Consider the following 22553-nt stretch of genomic DNA (forward strand, 5'->3'; position numbering starts at 1 on the left):
GCACCCTCGGGGCCGTCCGTCCGGGCGGGCCGACGCCTCCTCCGCCCCCGCTGCCGCAGCCGCGGGCCCACCGCGGCGGGCGCCCACGCGCGTACTCCCGGACGGCCCGCCGGGGCCACGCGCCGCCTCCGCGGGGTGTCCCGCGGCGTGCCGCTGCGCCGCGGACGCGGGTCGCCGCCCTGGACCCCGCCCCGGCCCCCGATGTCCCTGATGGGCTGTCAACCTCCCCCGGTACGGCCCGACATCCCCCTCCGGGCCGACCGCGAGGACGACCCACGGCGGATGACCGCCGGGCGGGCCGGCGCCTACCGTCCTCGGCATGACGACGATACGCACGGCCCGCACGCGGGCGTCGGCCACCGCGGCCCTCGCGCTCGCCCTCGCCCTCGGCTGCGCCGCCCCGGCCGCGCAGGCCCACGCCCGTACCCCCGCCGCCGCCACGGCGGCCCCCGCCACCGCGCCGACGACCGCCGCGGACGGCGTCGTGCTGCCGCGGCCCACCGGGGCGTTCCCGGTCGGCCGCTCGACGCTGCACCTCGTCGACCGCGCGCGGCAGGACCCCTGGATGCCGGACAGGCCCCGGGAACTCATGGTCGACGTGCGCTATCCGGCACGGTCCGCCGCCGGAGACCCCGCCCCGTACGCGCGGCCGCAGGAGGCCCGCGCCCTGCTGGAGGCGCTCGGCGTGAGCGACCCCGCCACCGTGGAGCGCCTCACCGCGACCCGCACCCACAGCGTTCCCGGCGCCCGGCCGCAGCGCGGGCGGCACCCCCTCGTCCTGCTGTCACCGGGGTTCGGCGTGCCCCGCTACACGCTCACCACGCTCGCCGAGGACCTCGCGAGCCGCGGCTACGTGGTCGCCACCGTCGACCACGCCTACGAGGCGAACGGGGTGGTCTTCCCCGGCGGCCGGGTCCTCACCTGCGTGGCCTGCACGAAGGCGCAGACGGAGGAGGACTTCCGGGCGGCGACGGAGGGGCGTGGCCGGGACCTGGCCTTCGTCCTGGACCGGCTCACCGGGCCGCGCCCCGCCTGGCGGTACGCCTCCGTCATCGACCGCCGGCGGATCGGCGCCGCCGGGCACTCCCTGGGCGGGGCCGCCGCCGCGTCCGTGATGCGGCAGGACCCGCGCGTCCGCGCGGGCGTCAACATGGACGGCTCGTTCGGCGACCCCGTCCCGGACGGCGGTCTCGGCGGGCGGCCGTTCCTCATGCTCGGCACCCACGAGGCCCACGACGGCATGCACCTGCCCGGCGGACCCGACCGCACCTGGGACGCCGCCTGGCACAACCTCGACGGCTGGAAGCGCTGGCTGACCGTGACCGGCTCGGACCACTACACCTTCTCCGACGGGCCCGTCCTGTTCGACCAGCTCGACGAGCTCCCGTACCCGTTCCCCGGCGAGCCCGGACTCCCCGCCGACCACGCCGTGGACCTCGTGCGGACCTACACCGCCGCGTTCTTCGACCGGCACCTGCGCCATCGGCCCCAGCCCCTGCTGGACGGGCCCTCCGACGCCTACCCGGAGGTGCACTTCCAGCAGCCGCAGTAGCCGCGGGGACGTCTTTCGGCCTCGTGTCCTGCCCGGCCCCCGGCGTCCCCGCAGGTGGCCGGGGCGCCGGGGCGGCCGGAACCGGCGGGGGCGGGGCGGCGGGCGGTTGCCCGCCGCAGGTGCGGCTGCCAGCATTCCAGCGCGCTCTGCGGCGGCCGGGGCACGGGCCAGACCCCGGCCGGCCCCCCACCCGTCGGCTCTGCCCGAAGGACGACCCACACGAGGAGTGCCCCTCCCATGCTGCGACCGACCCTCCGCAGAAGACTGGCCGCCGTCGTCGGCACGGCCGCCCTCCTGCTGGCCGGGGCCACCGCCCCCGCCACCGCGGCCGCGCCTCCGGCGCCCGGCGGCGACCAGCACGCAGCCGCGGGCTTCTGGTCCTGCACCATCCCGTCCGGCTACGTGTACAGCAACACGCAGAACACCCTCAGCTGCGGCGGCACCGGCTTCCGGACGATGTACTTCGTCCAGCCGCCCGCCGACAACCTCTGGGCCTGCGGCACCGCCTCCGGCTTCACCTACAGCAACACGCAGAACACCCTGAGCTGCTCGACCAGCGGCGGCTTCCGCACCATGTACCTGCTGCGCACCCCGAAGACCGGCCTGTGGGCCTGCACGGTCCCGCGGGGCTTCACCTACACCAGCACGCAGAACACCCTGAGCTGCTCGACCAGCGGCGGCTTCCGGACGATGTACCTGCTGCGCCAGGTGTGACACGGCGGCCCGGGGCCGGCCCCGCACAGGGCCGGCCCCGGGCCGTACGCGGGCGCGGCGGACCTACTCCACCGTCACCGACTTCGCCAGGTTGCGCGGCTTGTCGATGTCCCGGCCGAGCGCCAGGGCGGTGTGGTACGCGAACAGCTGGAGCGGGATGCCCATGAGGATCGGGTCCAGCTCGTCCTCGTTCTTCGGCACGACGATCGTGTGGTCGGCCTTCTCCTGCACCTGGTGGGCCACCGCGAGGATCCGGCCGCTGCGGGCCTTGATCTCCTCCAGCGCGGCGCGGTTCTTCTCCAGCAGGTCGTCGTCCGGGACGATCGCGACCGTCGGCATGGCCGGCTCGATCAGGGCCAGCGGGCCGTGCTTCAGCTCCGACGCCGGGTACGCCTCGGCGTGGATGTAGGAGATCTCCTTGAGCTTCAGCGACGCCTCCAGCGCCACGGGGTAGCCGCGCACCCGGCCGATGAACATCATCGACTTGGCCTCGGCGTACTCGTGCGCCAGCTTCTCGATCTCGTCCTCCAGGGTGAGGATCTCCGAGATCTGCTCCGGCAGCCTGCGCAGGCCCTCGATGATCCGCTTGCCGTCCGTGACGGACAGGTCGCGGATGCGGCCGAGGTGCAGGGCCAGCAGCGCGAAGGCGACGACCGTGTTCGTGAAGCACTTCGTGGAGACCACGCAGACCTCCGGGCCGGCGTGCACGTACACGCCGCCGTCGGCCTCGCGGGCGATCGCCGAGCCCACCACGTTGACCACGCCGAGGACGCGGGCGCCCTTGCGCTTCAGCTCCTGCACGGCGGCCAGCACGTCGTACGTCTCACCGGACTGGGAGACCGCGATGTAGAGGGTGTCGGGGTCCACGACCGGGTTGCGGTAGCGGAACTCGGACGCCGGCTCCGAGTCGGCCGGGATGCGGGCCATGCCCTCGATGAGGCTCGCGCCGATGAGGCCGGCGTGGTAAGAGGTGCCGCAGCCGAGGATCTTGATGCGGCGGATGGTGCGGGCCTCGCGGGCGTCCAGGTTCAGGCCGCCGAGGTGCACGGTGGAGAACCGGTCGTCGATCCGGCCGCGCAGCACGCGGTCGACCGCGTCGGGCTGCTCGGAGATCTCCTTGTGCATGTACGTGTCGTGGCCGCCCATGTCGTAGGACGCGGCCTCCCACTCCACGGTCTCCGGGGTGGCGGTGGTCCGCGCGCCCGAGGTCGTGTACGTACGGAAGTCGTCGGCCTTCAGGGTGGCCATCTCGCCGTCGTCGAGGGTGACGACCTGGCGGGTGTGGGCGACCAGCGCGGCGACGTCGGAGGCGACGAACATCTCCTTCTCGCCGATGCCGAGGACGACGGGGGAGCCGTTGCGGGCGACGACGATGCGGTCGTTGAAGTCGGCGTGCATCACGGCGATGCCGTAGGTGCCCTCGACGACCTTGAGCGCCTCGCGGACCTTCTCCTCCAGGGAGTCGGCCTGCGAGCGGGCGATCAGGTGGGTGAGGACCTCGGTGTCGGTCTCCGACGCGAAGACGACGCCGTCCGCCTCCAGCTTGGCGCGCAGCTCGGAGGCGTTGTCGACGATGCCGTTGTGGACGACCGCGACCTTGTTCTCGGGGTCCATGTGCGGGTGCGCGTTGTGGTCGCTCGGCGCGCCGTGGGTGGCCCAGCGGGTGTGGGCGATGCCGGTGGTGCCGGTGAAGCGCTTGGGGATCCGGGCCTCCAGATCGCGCACCCGGCCCTTGGCCTTGACCAGCTTGAGCCCGGCCGCCTTGGGGCTGGTGATCACCATGCCCGCCGAGTCGTAGCCGCGGTACTCCAGCCGCGCCAGGCCCTCCAGCAGCAGCGGGGCGACGTCGCGCTTACCGATGTAGCCGACAATTCCGCACATAGAGTTGTAACCCCTCCTGGTTTCACGGATGTGTGCTCGCGTTCCCGCGCCGGCCCGGTGCCGGCGCCCCGGTGCTCCGGGGCGGGTCAGCCGTAGACCATGCGGCGCAGTTGCCGGAGCGAGAGCTCCGGGGGCGCCACGGCGCGGTGCGGCAGTTCCGCCGCGATGCGTTCGAAGATCTCCGAGTTCACCGCGCCGTCCGCCTGCAGCTCGCGGTGGCGGCGCCGGACGAACTCCTCGGTGGTCTCGTCGAAGTACGCCAGCACGTCGAGCACCACCCGGGCGGCCTCCCCGCGCTGGAGCGCGGTGCTGCGCACCAGGTGGTCGATGAGGTCGTCGTGGGACGACGGGCGGCGATCGAGCACCCGTAGATACTGAGGGGTGAGGCCGTCCGTTCGCAAGAAATCTGCCCGCTATCGGGCAGGAAGCCAGGTGATCTACGCCCGGAACAGGCTTGGTCTATACCTGTCATGGGGTGAAAAAGGGCAAACCGGGGCGCGGTGGAGGACCGTACTCCACCGCGCCCCGGTCGGTCGGCGCCGGCCCCGCGCGCCCGCCGCAGCGGTCGGCGCGGCCGGATCCCCTACGGGCGGAACTTCGCGAGCGGGTTCGCGAGCGCGCCGACGAGCTGGAGCGCCGCCGACGGGTCCGCCAGGTCCACCATCTGCTTGTTGTTCCGCAGCTGGAGCCGGTTCAGGCAGGACAGCGTGAACTCGTCCGCGAAGAGGTCGTACCGCGCGAACTTCTCCGCCAGCTCCGGCTTCGACTCCTGGTACGCGAGGACGCACTCGGCGACCGTCCGCCAGAACGACTCCTCGTCCAGCACGCCCTCGGCGTCCAGCGTGGCGCCCAGGAACCGGAAGAAGCAGTCGAACACGTCCGTGAAGACGGAGAGGATCTTCTGGTCCTCCGGCACCTCGACCCGGATGCGCTCCACGTCCGGCGGCAGCACGGCCTGCGGGTCCATGACGACGATCTCCTCGGCGATGTCCTTGAAGACCGCCCGCCGGACCGCGCCGCCCTCGACGACGAGGATCACGTTCTCGCCGTGCGGCATCCACGCCAGGTCGTAGGCGTAGAAGGTGTGCAGGATCGGCAGCAGGTAGGCGTCCAGGTACTGCCGCAGCCACACCTCGGGGGCGAGCCCCGACTCGGCGATCAGGGCGCCCGCGAACGACGCGCCCTCGTGGTCGACGTGCAGCAGCGACGCCATGGTGGCCAGCCGCTGGCCGGGCTCCAGGGACGGCACGGGGCTCTCCCGCCACAGGGCGGCGAGCATCTTGCGGTACGGCGAGTAGCGGTCGGTGGCCCGCTCGTACTCCAGGTGCCGGTAGCCGACCGCCGCCCGCTCGCGGATGATCGAGAAGCGGGCCGCGCGGAGCACGTCGTCGCTCTCGACGAGCTGGTGCAGCCAGTCGTTGATCGCCGGGGTCGCCGCCATGTACGCGGCGGACAGGCCCCGCATGAAGCCCATGTTCAGCACCGACAGCGCGGTCTTCACGTAGTGCTTCGACGGGTCGGTGGTGTTGAAGAACGTCCGGATGGACTGCTGGGCCAGGTACCGGTCGTCGCCCGGGCCGAGCAGCACCAGCCGCTGCCGGGCGATCTCGGCGGCGAAGGTCACCGACAGCTTGTTCCACCACTGCCAGGGGTGGACCGGCACGAGGAGGTAGTCGTCCGGGTCCAGGCCCCTCCCGGTGAGCTCGCGGGCACAGGAGTCGACGAAGGCGTCGCCCAGCTCGGCGCGGATGAACGACTCGTACGCGATGCCCGAGCCGGCGGAGAACGCGGTGCGGTCGCGGTGCGCGGCCAGCCAGATCAGCTGCAGCGGGCTCGCGGCCTCGGGGGCGTAGGCGTGGTACTCGTCGATGCCGAAGCCGAGCCGGCCGTTGTTGGCGACGAAGCACGGGTGGCCCTCGGTCATGCCGGTCTCGACGGCCTGGAAGTCGGCCTTCGCCAGCTCGGCGGCGGTGACCTGCGGTTTCGCGGACTTGTAGGCCGTGCCGGACAGCGTGGAGGAGATCTCCTCCAGGTAGACGGGCAGGACCTCGTCGCTCAGGCCCAGGGCGCCGCGCAGCTCGATGACGAACTCCAGCGCGTCCAGCGGGAGCTCCTCGCCCTCGCGGTGGCGGCTGATCGAGTCGGCGTACACCTGCCAGTGGTCCAGGGCGAACCGTCCCGCGGTGAAGCGGTACTCGGTGGTGCCGTCGTCGCTGAGGACGCGGTACCGGCCCTCGCCGAGCGGCTCGGGGGTGAGGAGCCGCTCGTGCGCGAACTCGGCGAGGCCCTTGCGGACGAGCAGGCGGTTGGCGTGCGCCCAACGCTCGGGGGTGAGGTGGGCGACGGGGTCGGGGCTGAGCGGGCTCATCGGGCGGCACCTCCGGTGGCGGCTTCGAACGCCTCGCGGGTGCAGACGCTGAGCAGCGCCTCCTTCTCCGGCTTGGTGATCTTGTCGACGGGGACGAAGCCGACGGCCTCGTTCAGGGCGTGGACGGCGGTGTTGCGCACGTCGGGTTCGACGACGACGCGGGCGGTCGCCGGGTCGCGGAACAGCTCCGCCATGACGGCCGTGATGACCGCCCGGGTGAAGCCGTGGATCGGTTCGTCGGTCGGCGCGACCAGGAAGTGCATGCCGACGTCGCCGGGCTGCGGGTCGTAGAGGCCGACGAGTTCCACGTGCGCCGGGTCGTAGCGCTCCATGAGGAAGGCCGGTGCGCCGTCGTGCAGGCCGATGAAGGCGTCGTGGTGCGGGTGCGCGGCGATCGCCATGTAGTCCCGCTCCACGTCCTCCAGCCGGTGGTCCTGCATCAGCCAGTACGACGCCTTGGGGTGGGTGACCCAGCCGTGGACGAGTTCGGCGTCGCGGAGCGGATCGAGCGGGCGGAAGGCGAGGCTGCCCACGGAGCGGGCGGCGGGGGCGGTGCTCATATGCTGAACTCCTGGAACGCGATGGACTTCTCGACGGGGTAGTACTCGGTCCCCAGCAGCTCGCGGATGATGCAGGAGTTGCGGTACGGCCCCATGCCCAGGTCGGGCGAGGTGATCGAGTGGGCGTGGACTCCGGCGTTCTGCAGGAAGATGCCCCGGCCCGTGGTGTCGACGGAGTAGTTGCGGGCGATGTCGAACCGGCCGCGGCCGTCCCAGTTGATGCGGTCGCGCACCGGCTCCAGGAAGGCGGGGACGCGGTACTTGTAGCCGGTGGCGAGGACCAGGCCCTCGGTGCGGATCTCGTAGTCCTTGCCCTGCTCCTCCTGGCGCAGGCCCAGCGTGTACGTGCCGGTGGCCTCGTCGTACGAGGCGGTGTTCAGCGAGGAGTTCGTGAGCAGGCGGGGGGGACGGGGCCGCCGGTCTCGACGTTCTTCTGGTACAGCAGGTCGAAGATGGCGTCGATGAGGTCGCCGTTGATGCCCTTGAAGAGGCCCTTCTGCTCCGCCTCCAGGCGGTAGCGGGTGTCCTCGGGCAGCCCGTGGAAGTAGTCGACGTACTCGGGGGACGTCATCTCCAGCGTGAGTTTGGTGTACTCCAGCGGGAAGAAGCGCGGGGAGCGGGTGACCCAGTTCAGCTGGTAGCCGTGGACGTCGATCTCGGACAGCAGGTCGTAGTAGATCTCGGCGGCGCTCTGGCCGCTGCCGACGAGCGTGATCGACTTCTTGGCCTTCAGGGCGTCCCGGCCGGGCATGTAGCGGGAGTTGTGGAGGAAGTCGCCGCCCAGGTCCGCGCAGGCGTCCGGGACGTACGGCGGGGTGCCGGTGCCGAGGACGAGGCGGCGGGCGCGCAGCACGTCGCCGCCGTCCGTGTGCACGGCGTACACCTCGGCGTCCGTGTCCCACTCGACGCGGGTGACCGTGGTGCCGAAGCGGACGCTGGTCAGCTTGGCCGCCGCCCACCGGCAGTAGTCGTTGTACTCGGCCCGCAGCGGGTAGAAGTTCTCGCGGATGTAGAACGAGTACAGCCGGCCCTTCTCCTTCAGGTAGTTGAGGAAGGAGTACGGCGAGGTCGGGTCGGCCAGCGTGACGAGGTCCGACATGAACGGCGTCTGGAGGTGCGCGCCCTCCAGGAACATGCCGGAGTGCCATTCGAAGTCCGGCTTGGACTCCAGGAAGAGCCCGTCGAGCTCCTCGATCGGTTCCGTCAGGCAGGCGAGGCCGAGGTTGAACGGACCCAGTCCGATACCGATGAAGTCAAGAGGCGTGGACAAGGTTCTCTCCCAGGTACTGCTCGGCGTGGCCGGCGATGAGGTCCAGGACGGCCGCGATGTCCTGCACGGTCGTCTCCGGGTTGAGCAAGGTGAACTTGAGGTACTGGCGGCCGTCGACCTTCGTACCGGCGATGACGGCCTCGCCCGAGGCGAACAGCGCCTTGCGGGCGTGGAGGTTGGCGCGGTCGATCTCCTCGGGCGAGGTGATCCGCTCCGGGATGTAGCGGAAGACGAGGGTGGACAGCGAGGGCCGGACGACCACGTCGTAGCGGGGGTCCGCGGCCAGCAGGTCGAAGCCCGCGGCGGCGAGGTCGCACACCTCGTCGAACAGCCCGCCGATGCCGTCGGCGCCCATGACCCGCAGCGTCATCCACAGTTTGAGGGCGTCGAAGCGGCGGGTGGTCTGGAGGGACTTGTCGACCTGGTTCGGTATCCGCTCCTGCACCGTGCGGCGCGGGTTGAGGTAGTCCGCGTGGTACGTGGCGTGCCGCAGCGTCGCTCCGTCGCGGACCAGGACCGCGGAGGAACTCACCGGCTGGAAGAAGGACTTGTGGTAGTCGACGGTCACGGAGTCGGCGCGCTCGATGCCGTCGAGGAGGTGGCGGCGGGTGGGGGAGGCGAGCAGGCCGCAGCCGTAGGCCGCGTCGACGTGCATCCACGCGCCGTACTCGTCGGCGAGCGCGGCGATGTCGTGGAGCGGGTCGATGGAGCCGAAGTCCGTGGTGCCCGCGGTGGCGACGACCGCCATCGGCACGAGGCCCTCGGCGGCGCAGCGGGCCAGCTCGGCGGCGAGGACGACGGTCTGCATGCGCCGGTCGCGGTCCGTGGGGATGGAGACGACCGCGGCCCGGCCGAGGCCGAGGAGCTGGGCGGACTTCTGGACGCTGAAGTGGCTGGACTCGGAGGTGAAGATGCGCAGTTTCGCGAGGTCGGCGGTCTTGGCCTCCTCGCGGGCGAGGAGGAGCGCCTGCAGGTTGGACTGCGTGCCGCCGCTGGTGAACACGCCGTCGGCGGCGTCGCCGAGGCCGATCCGGGAGGCGGTCCAGTCGATCAGCCGCCGCTCGATGAGGGTGCCGCCCGCGCTCTGGTCCCAGGTGTCCAGTGAGGAGTTGACGGCCGTGAGGACGGCCTCGCCCACCAGGGCGGGTATGACGACCGGGCAGTTGAGGTGGGCGACGTAGCGGGGGTGGTGGAAGTAGACCGCGTCCCGCAGGTAGACCTCCTCCAGCTCGTCCAGTGCGGCGGCGGTGTCGCCGAGCGGCCGGTCGAGGTCGACGGAGGCGACGGTCGGGGCGAGCGTGTCGGGGGTGACGCCGGTGAACGGGCGCCGGGTGGTGGCGATCTTGTGCGCCACCCGCTCGACTCCTTCGGTGACGGAACGCCGGTACTGCTCCGCCGTCACGTCGTTCAGCAGGTGCGAGCGCATACGACATCCTCCCGGATGCGGGGACTTGGCCGTCCCTCAGAGGACAGGGTGAGGGGCGAGGGACGATGTGATAGTTAGGTTAGCCTAACCTAACTTGATCTCGCAAACGTTCCTCGCCCCTCGGGACGTGCAGGGCCGTGCAGTGGGGCGCGGGCGCAGTCGGGTCCGGTGTGCGGGCGTGCACATGTGCAGGTGCGCGGGCGTGCAGGCGGGCGGGGTGCGGGGGACTCACCGTCGGCCCGCACCCGCACCCGCACCCGCGCCCGCGTCACGCGTCGGTGTCGGGATCCGTCTCCGGGGCCTCGCGCAGCGCGTCCTCGCTCAGGCCCTTGCGCCAGTATCCGACGAACGTCACCCGTCGGCGATCGAACTGACGCTCGTTCACGAAGTGGCGCCGCAGCGCCTTCACCGCGCCGGACTCCCCGGCGATCCACACGTACGGCGCGGATCCGGTGACCTCGGCCGTGCGCACCGCGTCGACCGCGGACGGCGCGCCCTCGTCCCGTACGAGCCAGGTCACCGCGGCGTCGGCGGCGGTCGCGAGCTCGCACCGGTCCCCGCCGTGCGGCACGTCGAACCACGCCTGGACCCGCAGGCCGGCGGGCAGCGACTCCAGGATGGCGGAGGCGGCCGGCAGCGCGGTCTCGTCGCCCCAGAGCAGCACCTCGTCGGCGTCCTCCGGCAGCTGGAAGCGCACCCCGGTGTTCTCCGCGACCACCGGACCCAGGACGGCGGCCCGGTCGCCCGGCGCGGCCTGCTGCGCCCAGCGGCACGCGGGCCCGCCGTCCTCGTGGACGGCGAAGTCGATGTCGATCTCGTGTGGGTCCCGGCGCTGCTGCCGCACGGTGTACGAGCGCATGACGGCCCGTACGTCGTCCGGCATGGCCCGCCAGGCGCCCAGCGCCCCGTACAGGTCGCCGTCGACGACCGGCGGCAGCACCGGCGCCGGCTGGCCCGGGTGCGGAAGGAACAGCGACAGGCTCTGGTCGCGCCCCCCGGAGGCGAAGTCCTCCAGGTCCTCGCCGTCGGCGCCGGCGAAGGTGACGCGGACCAGCGACGGCCCCAGCCGCCGGGTGCTCACGACTTCGAGGGGGAAGAACCGGAAGGGCAGGGACACGGCGGTCTCGGCGGTCGTCATCGGGGTCAGGCCGCCTTCTTCGCGTTCTCGAGCGCCTCGGCGAGGGCCTCCAGGATCGGGGCGCACTTGTCGTACGAGTAGATGGGCTCGGTGACGCGCGGGATCACCTGGCCGGCCTTGACGGCGGGCAGCTGGTTCCAGGTCGGCTTGGTCTTCGCCAGGTCCGCGGGCTGGATGGCCGACGTGCGGTTGTCCATCATGATGATGTCGGCCGGGTACTTGCCGACGTTCTCGAAGCTCAGCTCCTCGAACCAGCCGGTGGCGCCCAGCTTCTCCGGCTCGACCAGGTTGACGCCGAGCTCCTTGAAGTACTTGGTGTCGGCGGGGCGGTCCGGGGTGGAGACGTAGAAGACGTCGGAGCCCTGGTAGGCCGAGCCGATGAGGACCTTGATCTCCGGCTTGGCCTTGGCGGCGGCGCGCAGCCGGGCGGCGGCCTTCTCGAAACGCTCCTTGCTCTCGACGACCTTCTTCGCCTTCACGTCGGCCCCGAGGCTCTCCGCCAGCTCCACGTGACGCTCGATCACCTTCGGCATGGACTGGTCGGCGGCCCACAGGGCGACGCTCGGGGCGATCTTGAGGATCTTGTCCTTGGACTCCGCCGGCACGTACCAGAGGGTGTCCTTCTCCCACATGTCGGTGATGAGCACCTCCGGCTGGAGCTTCAGGTACTCCTCGACGTTGAACTCGTCGTAGACGTTGCCGAGGATCTTCACCTTGTTCACGTCCAGGTCGCCGGCCTGCACGTCCGGCTTGCCGTCGGCGGTCTTGGTGGGGCCGAAGACTCCCTTCACCTCGACGCCGAAGTCGTGCAGGGCCGCCGCCATGCCCGTGAAGGCGACGATGTTCTTCGGGACCGAGTCGGCCTTGGCGGTGACGCCCCGGTCGTCCGTGAAGGACCAGGAGCCGGACGCGGCGCCGGCCTTGTCCTTGCCGGAGTCCTTCGTGTCCTTGCCGCTGTCGCTGCCGCCGCACGCGGCGAGCACGGCGCCCAACCCGAAGGCGCCGCCGGTGGCGAGGAGGCCGCGGCGGGTGAGGTGGCTGGCTCGGGCGTTGCTGGGCATGGCGAGATCGCTTTCGTACGGCCGGATACCGGCCCTCTGGCGGGGTCGAAGGTAGGTTAGCCTAACCTCAGATCATGTCCAGAGGGCGGGGCGTCGTGACGCTGTTGATCACGTCACGTCGACGGTCCGCCTGCGCCGTGCCCGCCCGGCCCGCACGGCCATGACGGCGGCCCCGGCGGTGCCCGCGATCCCCGCCGGCAGGCCCGGGTTCACATAGCCCGGCACCATGTCGTACGACGCGTTGCAGGGCGCCGACAAAGGAAGCAGCGACTGCCCCGCGCGGACCGCCTCCCCGTCGTATGGCTGGTGGTGGCGCAGCGCGCAGGTCTCGGCGACGTCCAGGGTTAACAGGTGCAGCAGGCCCCACAGGTAGAGCACCAGCGTGCCCAGCAGCAGCACGACCGCGAGGCCCGCCCACGGTGCGCGCCGGAACACCCTGACGGTCACCCAGACCACCAGCCCCAGCATGAGCAGCGGCGGCACCACCGCGGCGACCAGCTGCACGACGTACTCGACGGACACGGGCGCCCCCTCCGTTCGGTCGGGGTCAGCCTATGGCCAGAGCTTGTCGGGGCCGCGATACCCGGCCGGGCGCGGCACCGCGCGCCGTCGGCGACCGTACGCCCGCCCGCCGTGCCGGACGCCCGTCCGCGTGGGCACGCCGTCGGCGAGCGTGCGGACGCCTGCCGCCCGCGGCCCACCGCCCGGCGGGCAGCCGCAAAGGCCCCCCGCCCGGCGGGGCGGAGGGCCTCGGAGGCGCGGGGCCCGGCCGTCAGGCGGACAGGCCGAGCTCGCGGGCGATGAGCATCCGCTGGACCTCGCTGGTGCCCTCGCCGATCTCCAGGATCTTCGAGTCGCGCCACATGCGGGCCACCGGGTACTCGTTCATGAAGCCGTAGCCGCCGTGGATCTGGGTGGCCTCGCGGGCGTTGTCGACGGCGACCGTGGACGAGTACAGCTTCGCCACCGCCGCCTCCTTCTTGAAGGGCTCGCCGTGGACCAGGCGGGACGCCGCGTCGCGCCAGCCGATGCGGGCCATGTGGGCGCGCATCTCCATGTCGGCCAGCTTGAACTGGATGGCCTGGTTGTCGCCGATGGGGCGGCCGAAGGCGTGACGTTCCTGCGCGTAGCGCAGGGACTCGTCCACGCAGCCCTGCGCGAGCCCGGTGGCGAGCGCCGCGATCGCGATGCGGCCCTCGTCCAGGATGCGCAGGAACTGGGCGTAGCCGCGGCCCTCCTCGCCCAGCAGGTTGGCCGCGGGGACGCGGACGTCCTGGAAGGACAGCTCACGGGTGTCCGAGGCGTTCCAGCCGACCTTCGAGTAGGGGGCCGCGACCGTGAAGCCCGGCGTGCCGGACGGGACGATGATGGAGGAGATCTCCGGCCGGCCGTCGTCCTTGCGGCCCGTCACGGCGGTGACGGTCACCAGACCGGTGATGTCCGTACCGGAGTTGGTGATGAAGCACTTGGTGCCGTTGACGACCCACTCGTCGCCGTCCCGGACGGCCGTGGTGCGCGTGCCGCCCGCGTCGGACCCGCACTCCGGCTCCGTCAGGCCGAAGGCGCCCATCACCTCGCCCGAGCAGAGCTTCGGAAGCCACTCCCGCTTCTGCTCCTCCGTGCCGAAGCGGTGGATCGGCATCGCGCCCAGCGAGACGGCCGCCTCCAGCGTGATCGCCACGGACGAGTCGACGCGCGCCAGCTCCTCCAGCACGATGCCGAGGGCGAGGTAGTCGCCGCCCATCCCGCCGTACTCCTCCGGGAAGGGCAGGCCGAACAGGCCCATGCGGCCCATGTCGCGCACGATCTCGTACGGGAACTCGTGCCGCTCGTAGAAGTCGCCGATCTTCGGCGCCACCACGTCGTGGGCGAACTCCTCGACAGTGCGGCGCAGTTCCTCGTGCTCTGCCGAGAGCCGGTGGTCCAGGGACATGGTGGTCACTCCTTGTGGGAGAGGGCGCGGACGGTACGGGAGGGGCTGGGACGGCCCAGCCGTTCGGCCAGCCACACGCTCGTGGCGGTGAGGCGGCCGAGGTCGACCCCGGTCTCGATGCCGAGGCCGTCGAGCATCCACACGAGGTCTTCGGTGGCGAGGTTGCCGGTGGCGGACTTCGCGTAGGGGCAGCCGCCCAGGCCCCCGGCGGAGGCGTCGACGGTGGTGACGCCGTGCTCCAGCGCCGCGTACGTGTTGGCCAGCGCCTGGCCGTACGTGTCGTGGAAGTGCACGGCCAGGGCCGACGTGGGGACGCCCGCCCCGTTCAGGCCGGCCAGCAGCGCCTTCACATGGCCCGGCGTCGCCACGCCGATGGTGTCGCCGAGGCTCAGCTCGTCGCAGCCCAGGTCCGCGAGGCGGCGGCAGACGCCCGTGACCTGCTCCACCGGCACCGGGCCCTCCCACGGGTCGCCGAAGCACATCGACACATAGCCGCGCACGGCCAGGCCCTCGGCCTTCGCGCGGGAGACGACCGGCGCGAACATGGCCAGCGACTCGTCCACCGTGCGGTTCAGGTTGGCCCGCGCGAAGGACTCCGTCGCGCTGGCGAACACGGCGACCTCGCGGGCGCCGAGCGCCAGCGCCCGGTCCAGGCCCCGCTCGTTGGGGACCAGCACCGGCACGCGCACGCCGAGATCGCGTACGAGCGGGAACAGGGCTTCGGCGTCGGCCAGCTGCGGCACCCACTTCGGGTGCACGAAGCTCGTCGCCTCCACCGTGTCGAGGCCCGCCTCGGCGAGGCGGCGGACGAACTCCGCCTTCACCTCGGTCGGCACGGTCGCCGACTCGTTCTGGAGGCCGTCGCGCGGACCCACCTCGTGGATCCGCACCCGGGCCGGGAGCCCCGGCGCCGCGACCGTCATCGGAAGTCCCGCGGTCATGCGTCCGCCTCCTCGTGCGCGGCGTGCGGCTCCACGACCGCCAGGACCTGGTCCATGGCGACCGTCGTGCCGGGCGTCACGTCCAGGGCGACGACGGTGCCGTCGTGCGGGGCGGAGATGACGTGCTCCATCTTCATCGCCTCCACCACGACCAGCCCCTGCCCGGCCGCGACCTCGTCGCCGACCGCCGCCTTGACCACCGTGACCGTGCCGGGCATCGGCGCGGTCAGCGAGTCCGCCCCCGCATGGGCCGAACGGGTGAGGGACGCCTCGACCGGGTCGTGGTCCAGCACGTTCCACGCGTCGCCGTCCCGGCCCAGCCACGTCCCCGCGTGGCGGAAGGTGTGGGTGACGCCGTCGACGGTGACCGTGACCGTGTCGGCGGTGACGCGGTGGCCCGTGCCCCGCAGGACGTGGGTGACCGGTTCGAGTCCCGCGACGCGCAGGTGGTGGGTGACCGGCAGGGGTTCGCCGCCCATGCGCCAGCCGCTCGGCACCGAGAACGGGTCCGTCCAGCCGCCCGCCCCGGGCGCGGGGCGCAGCGCCTCCTGACGGACCGCCGCGGCGGCCTCGTACACCTCGGGCGGCACGCCCTGCGGGACCAGGCCGTCGGCCTCCCGCTCCACGAGGCCCGTGTCCATCTCCCCGGACACGACCGCCGGGTGGGCCAGCAGGCGGCGCAGGAACCCGGCGTTCGTCGGCACGCCCAGCGTCACCGTGTCCGCGAGCGCCGCGCGCAGCCGGCGCAGGGCCGTCGCCCGGTCCGGGCCGTACGCGATGACCTTCGACAGCATCGGGTCGTAGAGGCTCGACACCTCCGTGCCCTCGCTCAGGCCCGAGTCGGTGCGCAGGCCCTCGCCCTGCGGCTCCCGCAGCGACAGCACCGTGCCGCCGGACGGGAGGAAGCCGCGCGCCGGGTCCTCGGCGCAGAGGCGGGCCTCGACGGCGTGGCCGGTCAGGGCGATGTCCGCCTGACCGAACGGCAGGCGCTCGCCCGCCGCGACGCGCAGCTGCCACTCGACCAGGTCGAGTCCGGTGACGAGCTCCGTCACCGGGTGCTCGACCTGGAGGCGGGTGTTCATCTCCATGAAGTAGTACGCCGACGGGTCCCCGCCCGGGACGATGAACTCGACCGTGCCCGCGCCCCGGTAGCCGCAGGACCGGGCCGCCTGCACGGCCGCCTCGCCCATCGCGGCGCGGGTCTCCTCGTCCAGCAGGACGGACGGGGCCTCCTCGATGATCTTCTGGTGGCGGCGCTGCAGGGAGCACTCGCGCTCGCCGAGGTGGACGACGTTGCCGTGGCCGTCCGCGAGGACCTGGATCTCGATGTGCCGGGGCCGGTCGATCCAGCGCTCCACGAGGAGCGTGTCGTCACCGAGGGACGCGCGCGCCTCGCGCCGGGCGGCGGCGACCTCCTCCTCCAGCACCGACAGGTCCCGCACCAGCCGCATGCCCTTGCCGCCGCCGCCCGCCGAAGGCTTCAGCAGCACCGGCGCGCCCATCTCGCGGGCCGCCGCCTCCAGCCCGGGGCCCGAGGCGCCGGGCACCACCGGCACGCCCGCGGCCCGCACCGTCTCCTTCGCGCGGATCTTGTCGCCCATCAGGGAGATCGCGTCGGCCGGCGGGCCGATGAAGACGAGGCCCGCGTCCTCGCAGGCCCGTGCGAAGGCGGCGTTCTCCGCGAGGAAGCCGTAGCCGGGGTGGACGGCCTGGGCGCCGGTGCGGGCGGCGGCCTCCAGCAGCCGCTCCACCGACAGGTAGCTCTCGGCGGCCGGCGGCGGCCCGATCCGCACCGCCGTGTCCGCCTCCCGTACGTGGCGCGCGTCGGCGTCGGCGTCGCTGAAGACGGCCACCGAGCGCACCCCGAGGGCCCGCAACGTGCGGATGACCCGGACGGCGATCTCGCCCCGGTTGGCCACCAGGACGGTGTCGAACATGGAATCGCTCACGGCTTCCTCACATCCGGAAGACGCCGAACTGGGGGTCACCCAGGGGCGCGTTGGCGCAGGCGGTCAGGGCCAGACCCAGCACCTGCCGGGTCTCCAGGGGGTCGATGACCCCGTCGTCCCACAGACGGGCGGTGGCGTAGTAGGCGCTGCCCTGCGTCTCGTACTGGGCGCGGACGGGCGCCTTGAAGGACTCCTCCTCCTCGGCCGGCCACTCCTCGCCGCGCGCTTCGAGCTGGTCGCGCTTGACGGTGGCGAGCACCGACGCGGCCTGCTCGCCGCCCATGACGGAGATCTTGGCGTTGGGCCACATCCACAGGAAGCGGGGGCTGTAGGCCCGGCCGCACATGGAGTAGTTGCCCGCGCCGTACGAGCCGCCGACGACGACGGTCAGCTTCGGCACACGGGTGCAGGCGACGGCGGTGACCATCTTGGCGCCGTGCTTGGCGATGCCGCCCGCCTCGTAGTCCCGCCCCACCATGAAGCCGGAGATGTTCTGCAGGAACAGCAGCGGGATGCCGCGCTGGTCGCACAGCTCGACGAAGTGGGCGCCCTTCTGGGCGGACTCGGAGAACAGGATGCCGTTGTTGGCGACGATCCCCACGGGGTGGCCGTGGATGCGGGCGAAGCCGGTGACGAGGGTCTGCCCGAACTCGGCCTTGAACTCCGCGAACCGCGAGCCGTCCGTGATCCGGGCGATGACCTCGCGCACGTCGTACGGGGTGCGGGAGTCGACCGGCACGGCCCCGTACAGCCCGGCCGGGTCCACCTTCGGCTCCTCGGCGGGCTCCACGGACCAGGGCAGCGGCCCGCGCCGCGGCAGGGTCGCCACGATGTCCCGGACGATCCGCAGCGCGTGCGCGTCGTCCTCGGCGAGGTGGTCGGTGACGCCGGAGGTGCGGGAGTGGACCTCGCCGCCGCCCAGCTCCTCCGCGGTCACGACCTCGCCGGTCGCGGCCTTCACCAGCGGCGGCCCGCCCAGGAAGATCGTGCCCTGGTTCCGCACGATCACGGCCTCGTCGCTCATGGCCGGCACGTACGCCCCGCCGGCGGTGCAGGAGCCGAGGACGGCCGCGATCTGCGGGATCCCGGCGCCCGACATGCGGGCCTGGTTGTAGAAGATCCGCCCGAAGTGCTCGCGGTCCGGGAACACCTCGTCCTGCATCGGCAGGAACGCGCCGCCCGAGTCCACCAGGTACACGCAGGGCAGCCGGTTCTCCAGGGCCACCTCCTGCGCGCGCAGGTGCTTCTTCACGGTCATCGGGTAGTAGGTGCCGCCCTTGACGGTCGCGTCGTTCGCGACGACGACGACCTCACGGCCGCCGACCCGGCCGATGCCGGCGATCACCCCGGCGGCGGGCGCCTGGTCGCCGTACAGGCCGTTCGCGGCCAGCGGCGCCAGCTCCAGGAACGGCGAGCCCGGGTCGAGGAGGGCGTCCACCCGGTCGCGGGGCAGCAGCTTGCCGCGCGCGGTGTGCCGGGCGCGCGCCTTCTCGCCGCCGCCGAGCCGGGCCGCGGCCAGGCGCGCCCGCAGATCGTCGGCGAGCTCGCGGTGCGCCGCCTCGTTGGCCTGCCAGGCCGGCGACGCGGGATCTGCCGCGCTCGTCAGCACAGGTGCCTGCTGCATCGTGTCGAGCCCCCTTGCCCGTACGACTGTCACCACTCGGTTAATGAGCGTTAACGTACCGCCTCAGGTTAACGAGCGCTAACCGCCTTGTCTAGAATCGATCCATGAGCACCAGGACCGACGCCCCCACGCGCCGCGAGCAGATCCTCAGGGAAGCCGCCCGGCTCTTCGCCGAGCGCGGCTTCCACGGCGTGGGCGTCGACGAGATCGGAGCCGCCGTCGGCATCAGCGGCCCCGGGCTCTACCGCCACTTCGCCGGCAAGGACGCGATGCTCGCCGAGCTGCTCGTCGGCATCAGCGAGCGCCTGCTGGACGGCGGGCGCCGCCGGGTCGAGGAGTCGGACGGCGACCCCGACGCCCTGCTCGCCGCGCTCATCGACGGGCACATCGACTTCGCGCTCAACGACCGCTCCCTCATCACCCTGCACGACCGGGAGCTGGACCGCCTCCGGGACACCGACCGCAAGCGGGTGCGCCAGCTCCAGCGGCAGTACGTGGAGCTGTGGGTGGACGTGGTGCGGCGGCTCCACCCGGAGCAGTCGGAGCAGCAGGCCAGGGCGGCCGTCCACGCGGTCTTCGGCCTGCTCAACTCGACCCCGCACCTCGGCTCCGCGTCCACCGCGGGCGACCCGGCGGCCCGCCACGCGACGGAGGCGCTGCTGCGCCGACTGGCCCACGGAGCCTTCGGCTCGCTGACGGGCCCCCCGGAGGCCTGAGGCACCGCGGCGTACAGGTCGGCGCGAGCCGCGGCCTGCGGAGGCGCGCTGCGGCGGCGGTGTGGTGTGGCCTGCGGCTGCTTGCCGGTGTGGCGGGGTACGGGCCCGAAAGCCCCACGGGCCACGGACCGGTCTGCGGCCCCGGGACCCGAGGTTTGTGGCGCTGCGGCGCCGGGTGGCGTACCGGGCGGGCGGCGGGCGGCGGGCGGCCCCGGATCTCACCGCTGACGGCCCCGGCGACCCGAGGCGCGGTCGTCGTGCGGGCCCCGCCCGCGGCCGCTTGTCTACGGCGCGGGTTCCACCTGCGCCGGGTGCGGGCTTCCGGCGGCCTCCGGGCCGGGCGCCGCGACGCGGGGGGCTGGCTGCCGGGGGCCCACGTTCCGGGGCGCGTCCCCGCGCGGCCCGCGCGGTGCGCGGTCGGCGGCGTGCCGGCCCCAGAGCGTGCCGCCCAGGACGAGCGCGGCGCCCGCCAGGCCGGCCGGGGTGAGGTGGTCGCCGCCCAGGGTGAGGCCGACGGCCGCCGCCCACAGGGGCTCGGTGCCCAGCAGCAGGCTGACCCGGGACGGCGAGGTGCGCCGCACGGCCCACATCTGCACGAAGAACGCGAAGAACGTGCAGAAGACCGCGAGGAACAGCAGCCCCGCCCACGCGCCCGGACCGAAGTCCCGCGCGGCGGCCCACGGCGTGGCGCCCGTACCGGGCACGGCGGCCAGCACGGCGAACAGCACCACGGCGGTGCCGAGCTGGACGGTCGTCAGCGACAGCGAGTCGGCGCCCCGCACCGCACGGGTGCCGGCCATGACCAGTACGTGCGCGGTGCGGGCGAGCGCGGCGAGCAGCATCAGCAGGTCGCCGGCGGACGGGGTGGTGAAGCCGCCGTTCTGGGTGAGCAGGACGACCCCGGCCACGGACAGCCCGGCCCCCGCGAGGAACGCCCCCGACGGCCGGGTGCGGGTCAGCGCGGCCTCGCCGAGCGGGGTGAGGACCATCGTGAGGCTGATGATCAGGCCCGCGTTGGTCGCGGAGGTGTGGACGATCCCGTAGGTCTCCAGCAGGAAGACGCCCCCGAGGATCAGCCCGAGGAGCGCGGCGCCCCGCCACTGGGCGGCGGTCAGCGCCCGCAGGCGCCGCCCGGCGGCGACGGCCAGCGCGGGCAGGACGACGGCGAACCGCAGCACGAGCACCGCCAGCACGGTGTGGGCCGTCGTGATGCCCTTCGCGGCCAGGTAGCTGGCGCCCCAGACGACCGCGACGAGGAGGACGGGCAGGTCGGTGAGCCAGGCGGGGCGCGGACCGCCCGGGGCGGGCGCGGGTGCGGCGGGCGACGACATGGCGGGCCGGGCCTCCAGTCACGTGCGGGGACGCGGAGGCGGCGGCGGCTCACGCGGGACGGCGCTCACCGTACCCGCTGGAAGATCACCGGTCGAGGGGGCGGCGGCGTGCCGGGTTCCGTGCGTCGGCGTCCCCGCCGGCGAGGTGCTCCGCGCGGGCAGTCGTTTCGGCTGGGCTCGGCGCGGTCGCGGCACGGACGAGCAGGCGCAGGAGGTAGTCCTGCACGGACTGTCCGGCTTCGGCGGCGCGTGCCTCGATGGCACGGGCGATGTGGTCGGGGACATCGCGCACCGTGAACGACACTGGCATGCGGCCGCAGGCTAGCAGTCCGGGGCCGTGCCGTACCGCCGCTCGGCCGGAGGTGCGCACGTCGCCCCGGGAGCGGCGGGGATCGGTCCCGGCGTCGTCGCGCCGGGACCGGCCGCGTTCAGCAGGCGTAGGTGCGACCGTCCGCGGCGCGCCCCCAGTTGCAGGAGCTGACGGTGCCCGCCGAGCTGTTGTTGTCGGCGCTGCCCGGCTTCTTCAGCCGCAGGTCCGGGTTGCGCGCGCTGCCGTCGTTGGGCAGCACGTGCCGGCCGTAGCCGCGGTAGATGTGGTGCGCACCGCTGCTGTCCTTGTGGTTCCTGCCGCTCCCGGTGTGCACGTAGGCACGTGCGCCGGCGGGGAGGTTGTAGGACGGCAGGGCGCGGCCGTACGTGTTGGACGTGATGTCCGGGATGTAGCCGCCCACGTTCACGGTCCGCTTGGTGACGTTCTTGACGATGAAGTACTCGCCGTTGAGGTTGAGCTGCCTGCCGTCCCGCACGTCCGCCCCGGAGGCGTTCGGCCGCACATGGGTGATCATGAGGGCGCCCGTGGTGGAGGCGGCGTGGCCCGCCGTGGGCAGGGCGGCCAGGGACAGGGCGGCCGTCGCGAGGGCGGCGGCACGTATCGCACGCTTCAAAGAGGTGCCTTTCTGCTCCATTGTCGGGAACATGACGTTCCTGTGACGGTGAGGGCCTTGGGCCTGATGTCCTGTGGGAGGCGTGTGCTCAGTGTGCCCGGCGCTGCCCGGCCTTGCGGGCGTTTTCCGACACGCGGGGCCGAAGGTCCCGGCGTGCGGCCGCCGGTCGGAGATCCGCCCCCCGTACGGCCACGAAACCGGGCCCTCCGCTTCCGTCACCGGCAGGGCGACCGCCTCCGCGTCCACGCCGCGGAACCCCTCGGCCACGGGGCGTGGCGGGCGGCACAATGGGGGCCATGCCGATACCCAGCCGCCCCGCCCTCGTCGAGCACCTCGTCCGTACGCGTATCGCGGGGAACGTCGCCACACCGCGCGACAACAACCTCGCCCACTACCGCAGCCTCGCCAACGGCGACCGGCACTACTGGCTGGGACTGGAGTTCGGCGACCGCTGGTCGGACGAGCAGGACGTGCTCGCGGTCATGGCCGAGCGGTGCGGCGTCAACGACGACCCCGGGCACCGGGTCGGCCAGGACACCATCGACCCCGAGCTCACCGTCGATGCCCTGGACCGCATGGCGGGCCGCCTGCGCAAGGCCGCCGCCGACCGGGCGCGGGTCCTCTTCGCGACCGGCCACCCCGGCGCCCTGCTGGACGTGCACAGCCGCACCGCCGCCGCGCTGCGCGCCGCCGGCTGCGACATCGTGCGCATCCCCGACGGGCTGACCACCGACGAGGGGTACGTCGTCCAGTTCGCCGACGTGGCGCTCTTCGAACGGGGCGCCACCCTGTGGCACACCCACTCGCCCGACCCCATGAACGCCGTGCTCGACGGCCTGCTGGCCGCCGACGAGCCGCTGCCCGACCTGGTCGTCGCGGACCACGGGTGGGCCGGCCGCGCCGGCCAGCGCGGCATCGACACGGTGGGATACGCCGACAGCAACGACCCCGCACTGTTCCTCGCCGAGGCCGAGGGCACCCTTCAGGTCACCGTCCCCCTCGACGACCACGTGGTGGACCCGCGCTGCTACGAGCCGATGACGGCCTACCTGCTGGGGACGGCAGGACTGCTCTGATCCCTGCGGCCGGGCTGCGCGGCCCCGGAAGCGCGGCCCGCCCCTGCCCGTAGGGCATCGCCCCGCCCG

At 73.0% G+C, this 22553-nt stretch carries 19 protein-coding genes and 1 pseudogene; 4 read left to right on the top strand and 16 right to left on the bottom strand.

What is annotated here, in order from left to right:
• Positions 1–319 precede the first annotated feature (319 nt).
• A complete protein-coding gene (locus BJP40_RS01380) occupies positions 320–1552 on the top strand; it encodes a dienelactone hydrolase family protein (protein ID WP_071277856.1) in 1233 nt (410 codons plus the stop codon).
• A 237-nt stretch (positions 1553–1789) separates the two neighbouring features.
• Positions 1790–2266 (top strand): hypothetical protein, encoded by a 477-nt coding sequence (locus BJP40_RS01385; RefSeq protein WP_071277858.1) that lies wholly within the window; start codon positions 1790–1792, stop codon positions 2264–2266.
• 63 nt (positions 2267–2329) lie between these two features.
• On the opposite strand, the gene glmS is transcribed toward BJP40_RS01385, so the two are convergent.
• The 13 genes and pseudogenes from glmS to BJP40_RS01450 all read right to left on the bottom strand — a co-directional run bounded on the left by glmS (position 2330) and on the right by BJP40_RS01450 (position 18417).
• Positions 2330–4147 carry a glutamine--fructose-6-phosphate transaminase (isomerizing) gene (gene glmS / locus BJP40_RS01390; RefSeq protein ID WP_071277860.1) on the bottom strand — a complete coding sequence of 606 codons (1818 nt, stop codon included), beginning with the start codon at positions 4145–4147 and terminating at the stop codon, positions 2330–2332.
• 86 nt (positions 4148–4233) lie between these two features.
• Positions 4234–4512, bottom strand: coding sequence for a hypothetical protein (locus BJP40_RS01395; RefSeq protein ID WP_071264217.1), 279 nt, complete (start codon positions 4510–4512; stop codon positions 4234–4236).
• Positions 4513–4730: 218 nt separating this feature from the next.
• Positions 4731–6515: an IucA/IucC family siderophore biosynthesis protein gene (locus BJP40_RS01400; protein WP_071277862.1), complete on the bottom strand. Its 1785-nt coding sequence runs from the start codon at positions 6513–6515 to the stop codon at positions 4731–4733.
• Entirely contained in the window at positions 6512–7075 is a 564-nt protein-coding gene (locus BJP40_RS01405; RefSeq protein ID WP_071277864.1) for a GNAT family N-acetyltransferase, read from the bottom strand. The genes BJP40_RS01400 and BJP40_RS01405 overlap by 4 nt, the downstream gene beginning before the upstream one ends.
• Positions 7072–8345: pseudogene (locus BJP40_RS01410) on the bottom strand (lysine N(6)-hydroxylase/L-ornithine N(5)-oxygenase family protein). The gene BJP40_RS01405 and the pseudogene BJP40_RS01410 overlap by 4 nt, the downstream one beginning before the upstream one ends.
• Positions 8329–9771 carry an aspartate aminotransferase family protein gene (locus tag BJP40_RS01415; RefSeq protein WP_071264225.1) on the bottom strand — a complete coding sequence of 481 codons (1443 nt, stop codon included), beginning with the start codon at positions 9769–9771 and terminating at the stop codon, positions 8329–8331. Before BJP40_RS01415 ends, BJP40_RS01410 begins: the two are co-directional and overlap by 17 nt.
• Before the next feature lie 268 nt (positions 9772–10039).
• A complete protein-coding gene (locus tag BJP40_RS01420; RefSeq protein WP_071277866.1) occupies positions 10040–10909 on the bottom strand; it encodes a siderophore-interacting protein in 870 nt (289 codons plus the stop codon).
• Positions 10910–10914: 5 nt separating this feature from the next.
• The gene (locus BJP40_RS01425; protein ID WP_071277868.1) at positions 10915–11970 is read right to left on the bottom strand and encodes an ABC transporter substrate-binding protein; all 1056 of its coding nucleotides are present in this window, start codon (positions 11968–11970) and stop codon (positions 10915–10917) included.
• Positions 11971–12078: 108 nt separating this feature from the next.
• Positions 12079–12492, bottom strand: a complete 414-nt coding sequence (locus BJP40_RS01430; RefSeq protein WP_071277870.1) for a hypothetical protein — start codon at positions 12490–12492, stop codon at positions 12079–12081.
• Positions 12493–12742: 250 nt separating this feature from the next.
• The gene (locus BJP40_RS01435; protein WP_071264231.1) at positions 12743–13903 is read right to left on the bottom strand and encodes an acyl-CoA dehydrogenase family protein; all 1161 of its coding nucleotides are present in this window, start codon (positions 13901–13903) and stop codon (positions 12743–12745) included.
• 5 nt (positions 13904–13908) lie between these two features.
• Positions 13909–14844 (bottom strand): hydroxymethylglutaryl-CoA lyase, encoded by a 936-nt coding sequence (locus tag BJP40_RS01440; protein WP_071277872.1) that lies wholly within the window; start codon positions 14842–14844, stop codon positions 13909–13911.
• Positions 14841–16781, bottom strand: a complete 1941-nt coding sequence (locus BJP40_RS01445; protein WP_071277874.1) for a biotin carboxylase N-terminal domain-containing protein — start codon at positions 16779–16781, stop codon at positions 14841–14843. Before BJP40_RS01445 ends, BJP40_RS01440 begins: the two co-directional genes overlap by 4 nt.
• 19 nt (positions 16782–16800) lie before the next feature.
• A complete protein-coding gene (locus tag BJP40_RS01450) occupies positions 16801–18417 on the bottom strand; it encodes a carboxyl transferase domain-containing protein (RefSeq protein WP_071277875.1) in 1617 nt (538 codons plus the stop codon).
• A gap of 104 nt (positions 18418–18521) precedes the next feature.
• Here BJP40_RS01450 and BJP40_RS01455 point away from each other — a divergent pair, with 104 nt between their 5' ends.
• Complete coding sequence (locus BJP40_RS01455) at positions 18522–19133, top strand: TetR/AcrR family transcriptional regulator (RefSeq protein WP_071277877.1); 612 nt, start codon at positions 18522–18524, stop codon at positions 19131–19133.
• A 284-nt stretch (positions 19134–19417) separates the two neighbouring features.
• Here the strand turns inward: BJP40_RS01455 and BJP40_RS01460 are convergent, their stop codons facing one another.
• From BJP40_RS01460 to BJP40_RS01470, 3 genes are all read right to left on the bottom strand, one after another.
• Positions 19418–20464 (bottom strand): DMT family transporter, encoded by a 1047-nt coding sequence (locus BJP40_RS01460; protein WP_079170836.1) that lies wholly within the window; start codon positions 20462–20464, stop codon positions 19418–19420.
• Positions 20465–20549: 85 nt separating this feature from the next.
• On the bottom strand, positions 20550–20774 hold the full coding sequence (locus BJP40_RS01465) for a hypothetical protein (RefSeq protein ID WP_071277880.1): 225 nt from the start codon (positions 20772–20774) through the stop codon (positions 20550–20552).
• Positions 20775–20892: 118 nt separating this feature from the next.
• Positions 20893–21441 (bottom strand): hypothetical protein, encoded by a 549-nt coding sequence (locus BJP40_RS01470; protein ID WP_256220590.1) that lies wholly within the window; start codon positions 21439–21441, stop codon positions 20893–20895.
• Positions 21442–21704: 263 nt separating this feature from the next.
• On the opposite strand from BJP40_RS01470, the gene BJP40_RS01475 reads away from it, so the two are divergent.
• Positions 21705–22484, top strand: a complete 780-nt coding sequence (locus tag BJP40_RS01475) for a phosphatase (RefSeq protein ID WP_071277886.1) — start codon at positions 21705–21707, stop codon at positions 22482–22484.
• The last annotated feature ends 69 nt before the right edge of the window (positions 22485–22553 follow it).

The sequence above is a fragment of the Streptomyces sp. CC53 genome, from assembly GCF_001865245.1.
Classification (GTDB): Bacteria; Actinomycetota; Actinomycetes; order Streptomycetales; family Streptomycetaceae; genus Streptomyces.

Excerpts from the sequence above, each read along its gene's own strand:
- BJP40_RS01405 (WP_071277864.1), bottom strand. The coding sequence starts at position 7,075 with ATGAGCACCGCCCCCGCCGCCCGCTCCGTGGGCAGCCTCGCCTTCCGC.
- BJP40_RS01425 (WP_071277868.1), bottom strand. The coding sequence starts at position 11,970 with ATGCCCAGCAACGCCCGAGCCAGCCACCTCACCCGCCGCGGCCTCCTC.
- BJP40_RS01455 (WP_071277877.1), top strand. The coding sequence starts at position 18,522 with ATGAGCACCAGGACCGACGCCCCCACGCGCCGCGAGCAGATCCTCAGG.
- BJP40_RS01400 (WP_071277862.1), bottom strand. The coding sequence starts at position 6,515 with ATGAGCCCGCTCAGCCCCGACCCCGTCGCCCACCTCACCCCCGAGCGT.
- BJP40_RS01435 (WP_071264231.1), bottom strand. The coding sequence starts at position 13,903 with ATGTCCCTGGACCACCGGCTCTCGGCAGAGCACGAGGAACTGCGCCGC.
- BJP40_RS01445 (WP_071277874.1), bottom strand. The coding sequence starts at position 16,781 with ATGTTCGACACCGTCCTGGTGGCCAACCGGGGCGAGATCGCCGTCCGG.
- BJP40_RS01385 (WP_071277858.1), top strand. The coding sequence starts at position 1,790 with ATGCTGCGACCGACCCTCCGCAGAAGACTGGCCGCCGTCGTCGGCACG.
- BJP40_RS01420 (WP_071277866.1), bottom strand. The coding sequence starts at position 10,909 with ATGACGACCGCCGAGACCGCCGTGTCCCTGCCCTTCCGGTTCTTCCCC.
- BJP40_RS01470 (WP_256220590.1), bottom strand. The coding sequence starts at position 21,441 with ATGTTCCCGACAATGGAGCAGAAAGGCACCTCTTTGAAGCGTGCGATA.
- BJP40_RS01475 (WP_071277886.1), top strand. The coding sequence starts at position 21,705 with ATGCCGATACCCAGCCGCCCCGCCCTCGTCGAGCACCTCGTCCGTACG.
- BJP40_RS01465 (WP_071277880.1), bottom strand. The coding sequence starts at position 20,774 with ATGCCAGTGTCGTTCACGGTGCGCGATGTCCCCGACCACATCGCCCGT.
- glmS (WP_071277860.1), bottom strand. The coding sequence starts at position 4,147 with ATGTGCGGAATTGTCGGCTACATCGGTAAGCGCGACGTCGCCCCGCTG.
- BJP40_RS01380 (WP_071277856.1), top strand. The coding sequence starts at position 320 with ATGACGACGATACGCACGGCCCGCACGCGGGCGTCGGCCACCGCGGCC.
- BJP40_RS01440 (WP_071277872.1), bottom strand. The coding sequence starts at position 14,844 with ATGACCGCGGGACTTCCGATGACGGTCGCGGCGCCGGGGCTCCCGGCC.
- BJP40_RS01450 (WP_071277875.1), bottom strand. The coding sequence starts at position 18,417 with ATGCAGCAGGCACCTGTGCTGACGAGCGCGGCAGATCCCGCGTCGCCG.
- BJP40_RS01460 (WP_079170836.1), bottom strand. The coding sequence starts at position 20,464 with ATGTCGTCGCCCGCCGCACCCGCGCCCGCCCCGGGCGGTCCGCGCCCC.
- BJP40_RS01415 (WP_071264225.1), bottom strand. The coding sequence starts at position 9,771 with ATGCGCTCGCACCTGCTGAACGACGTGACGGCGGAGCAGTACCGGCGT.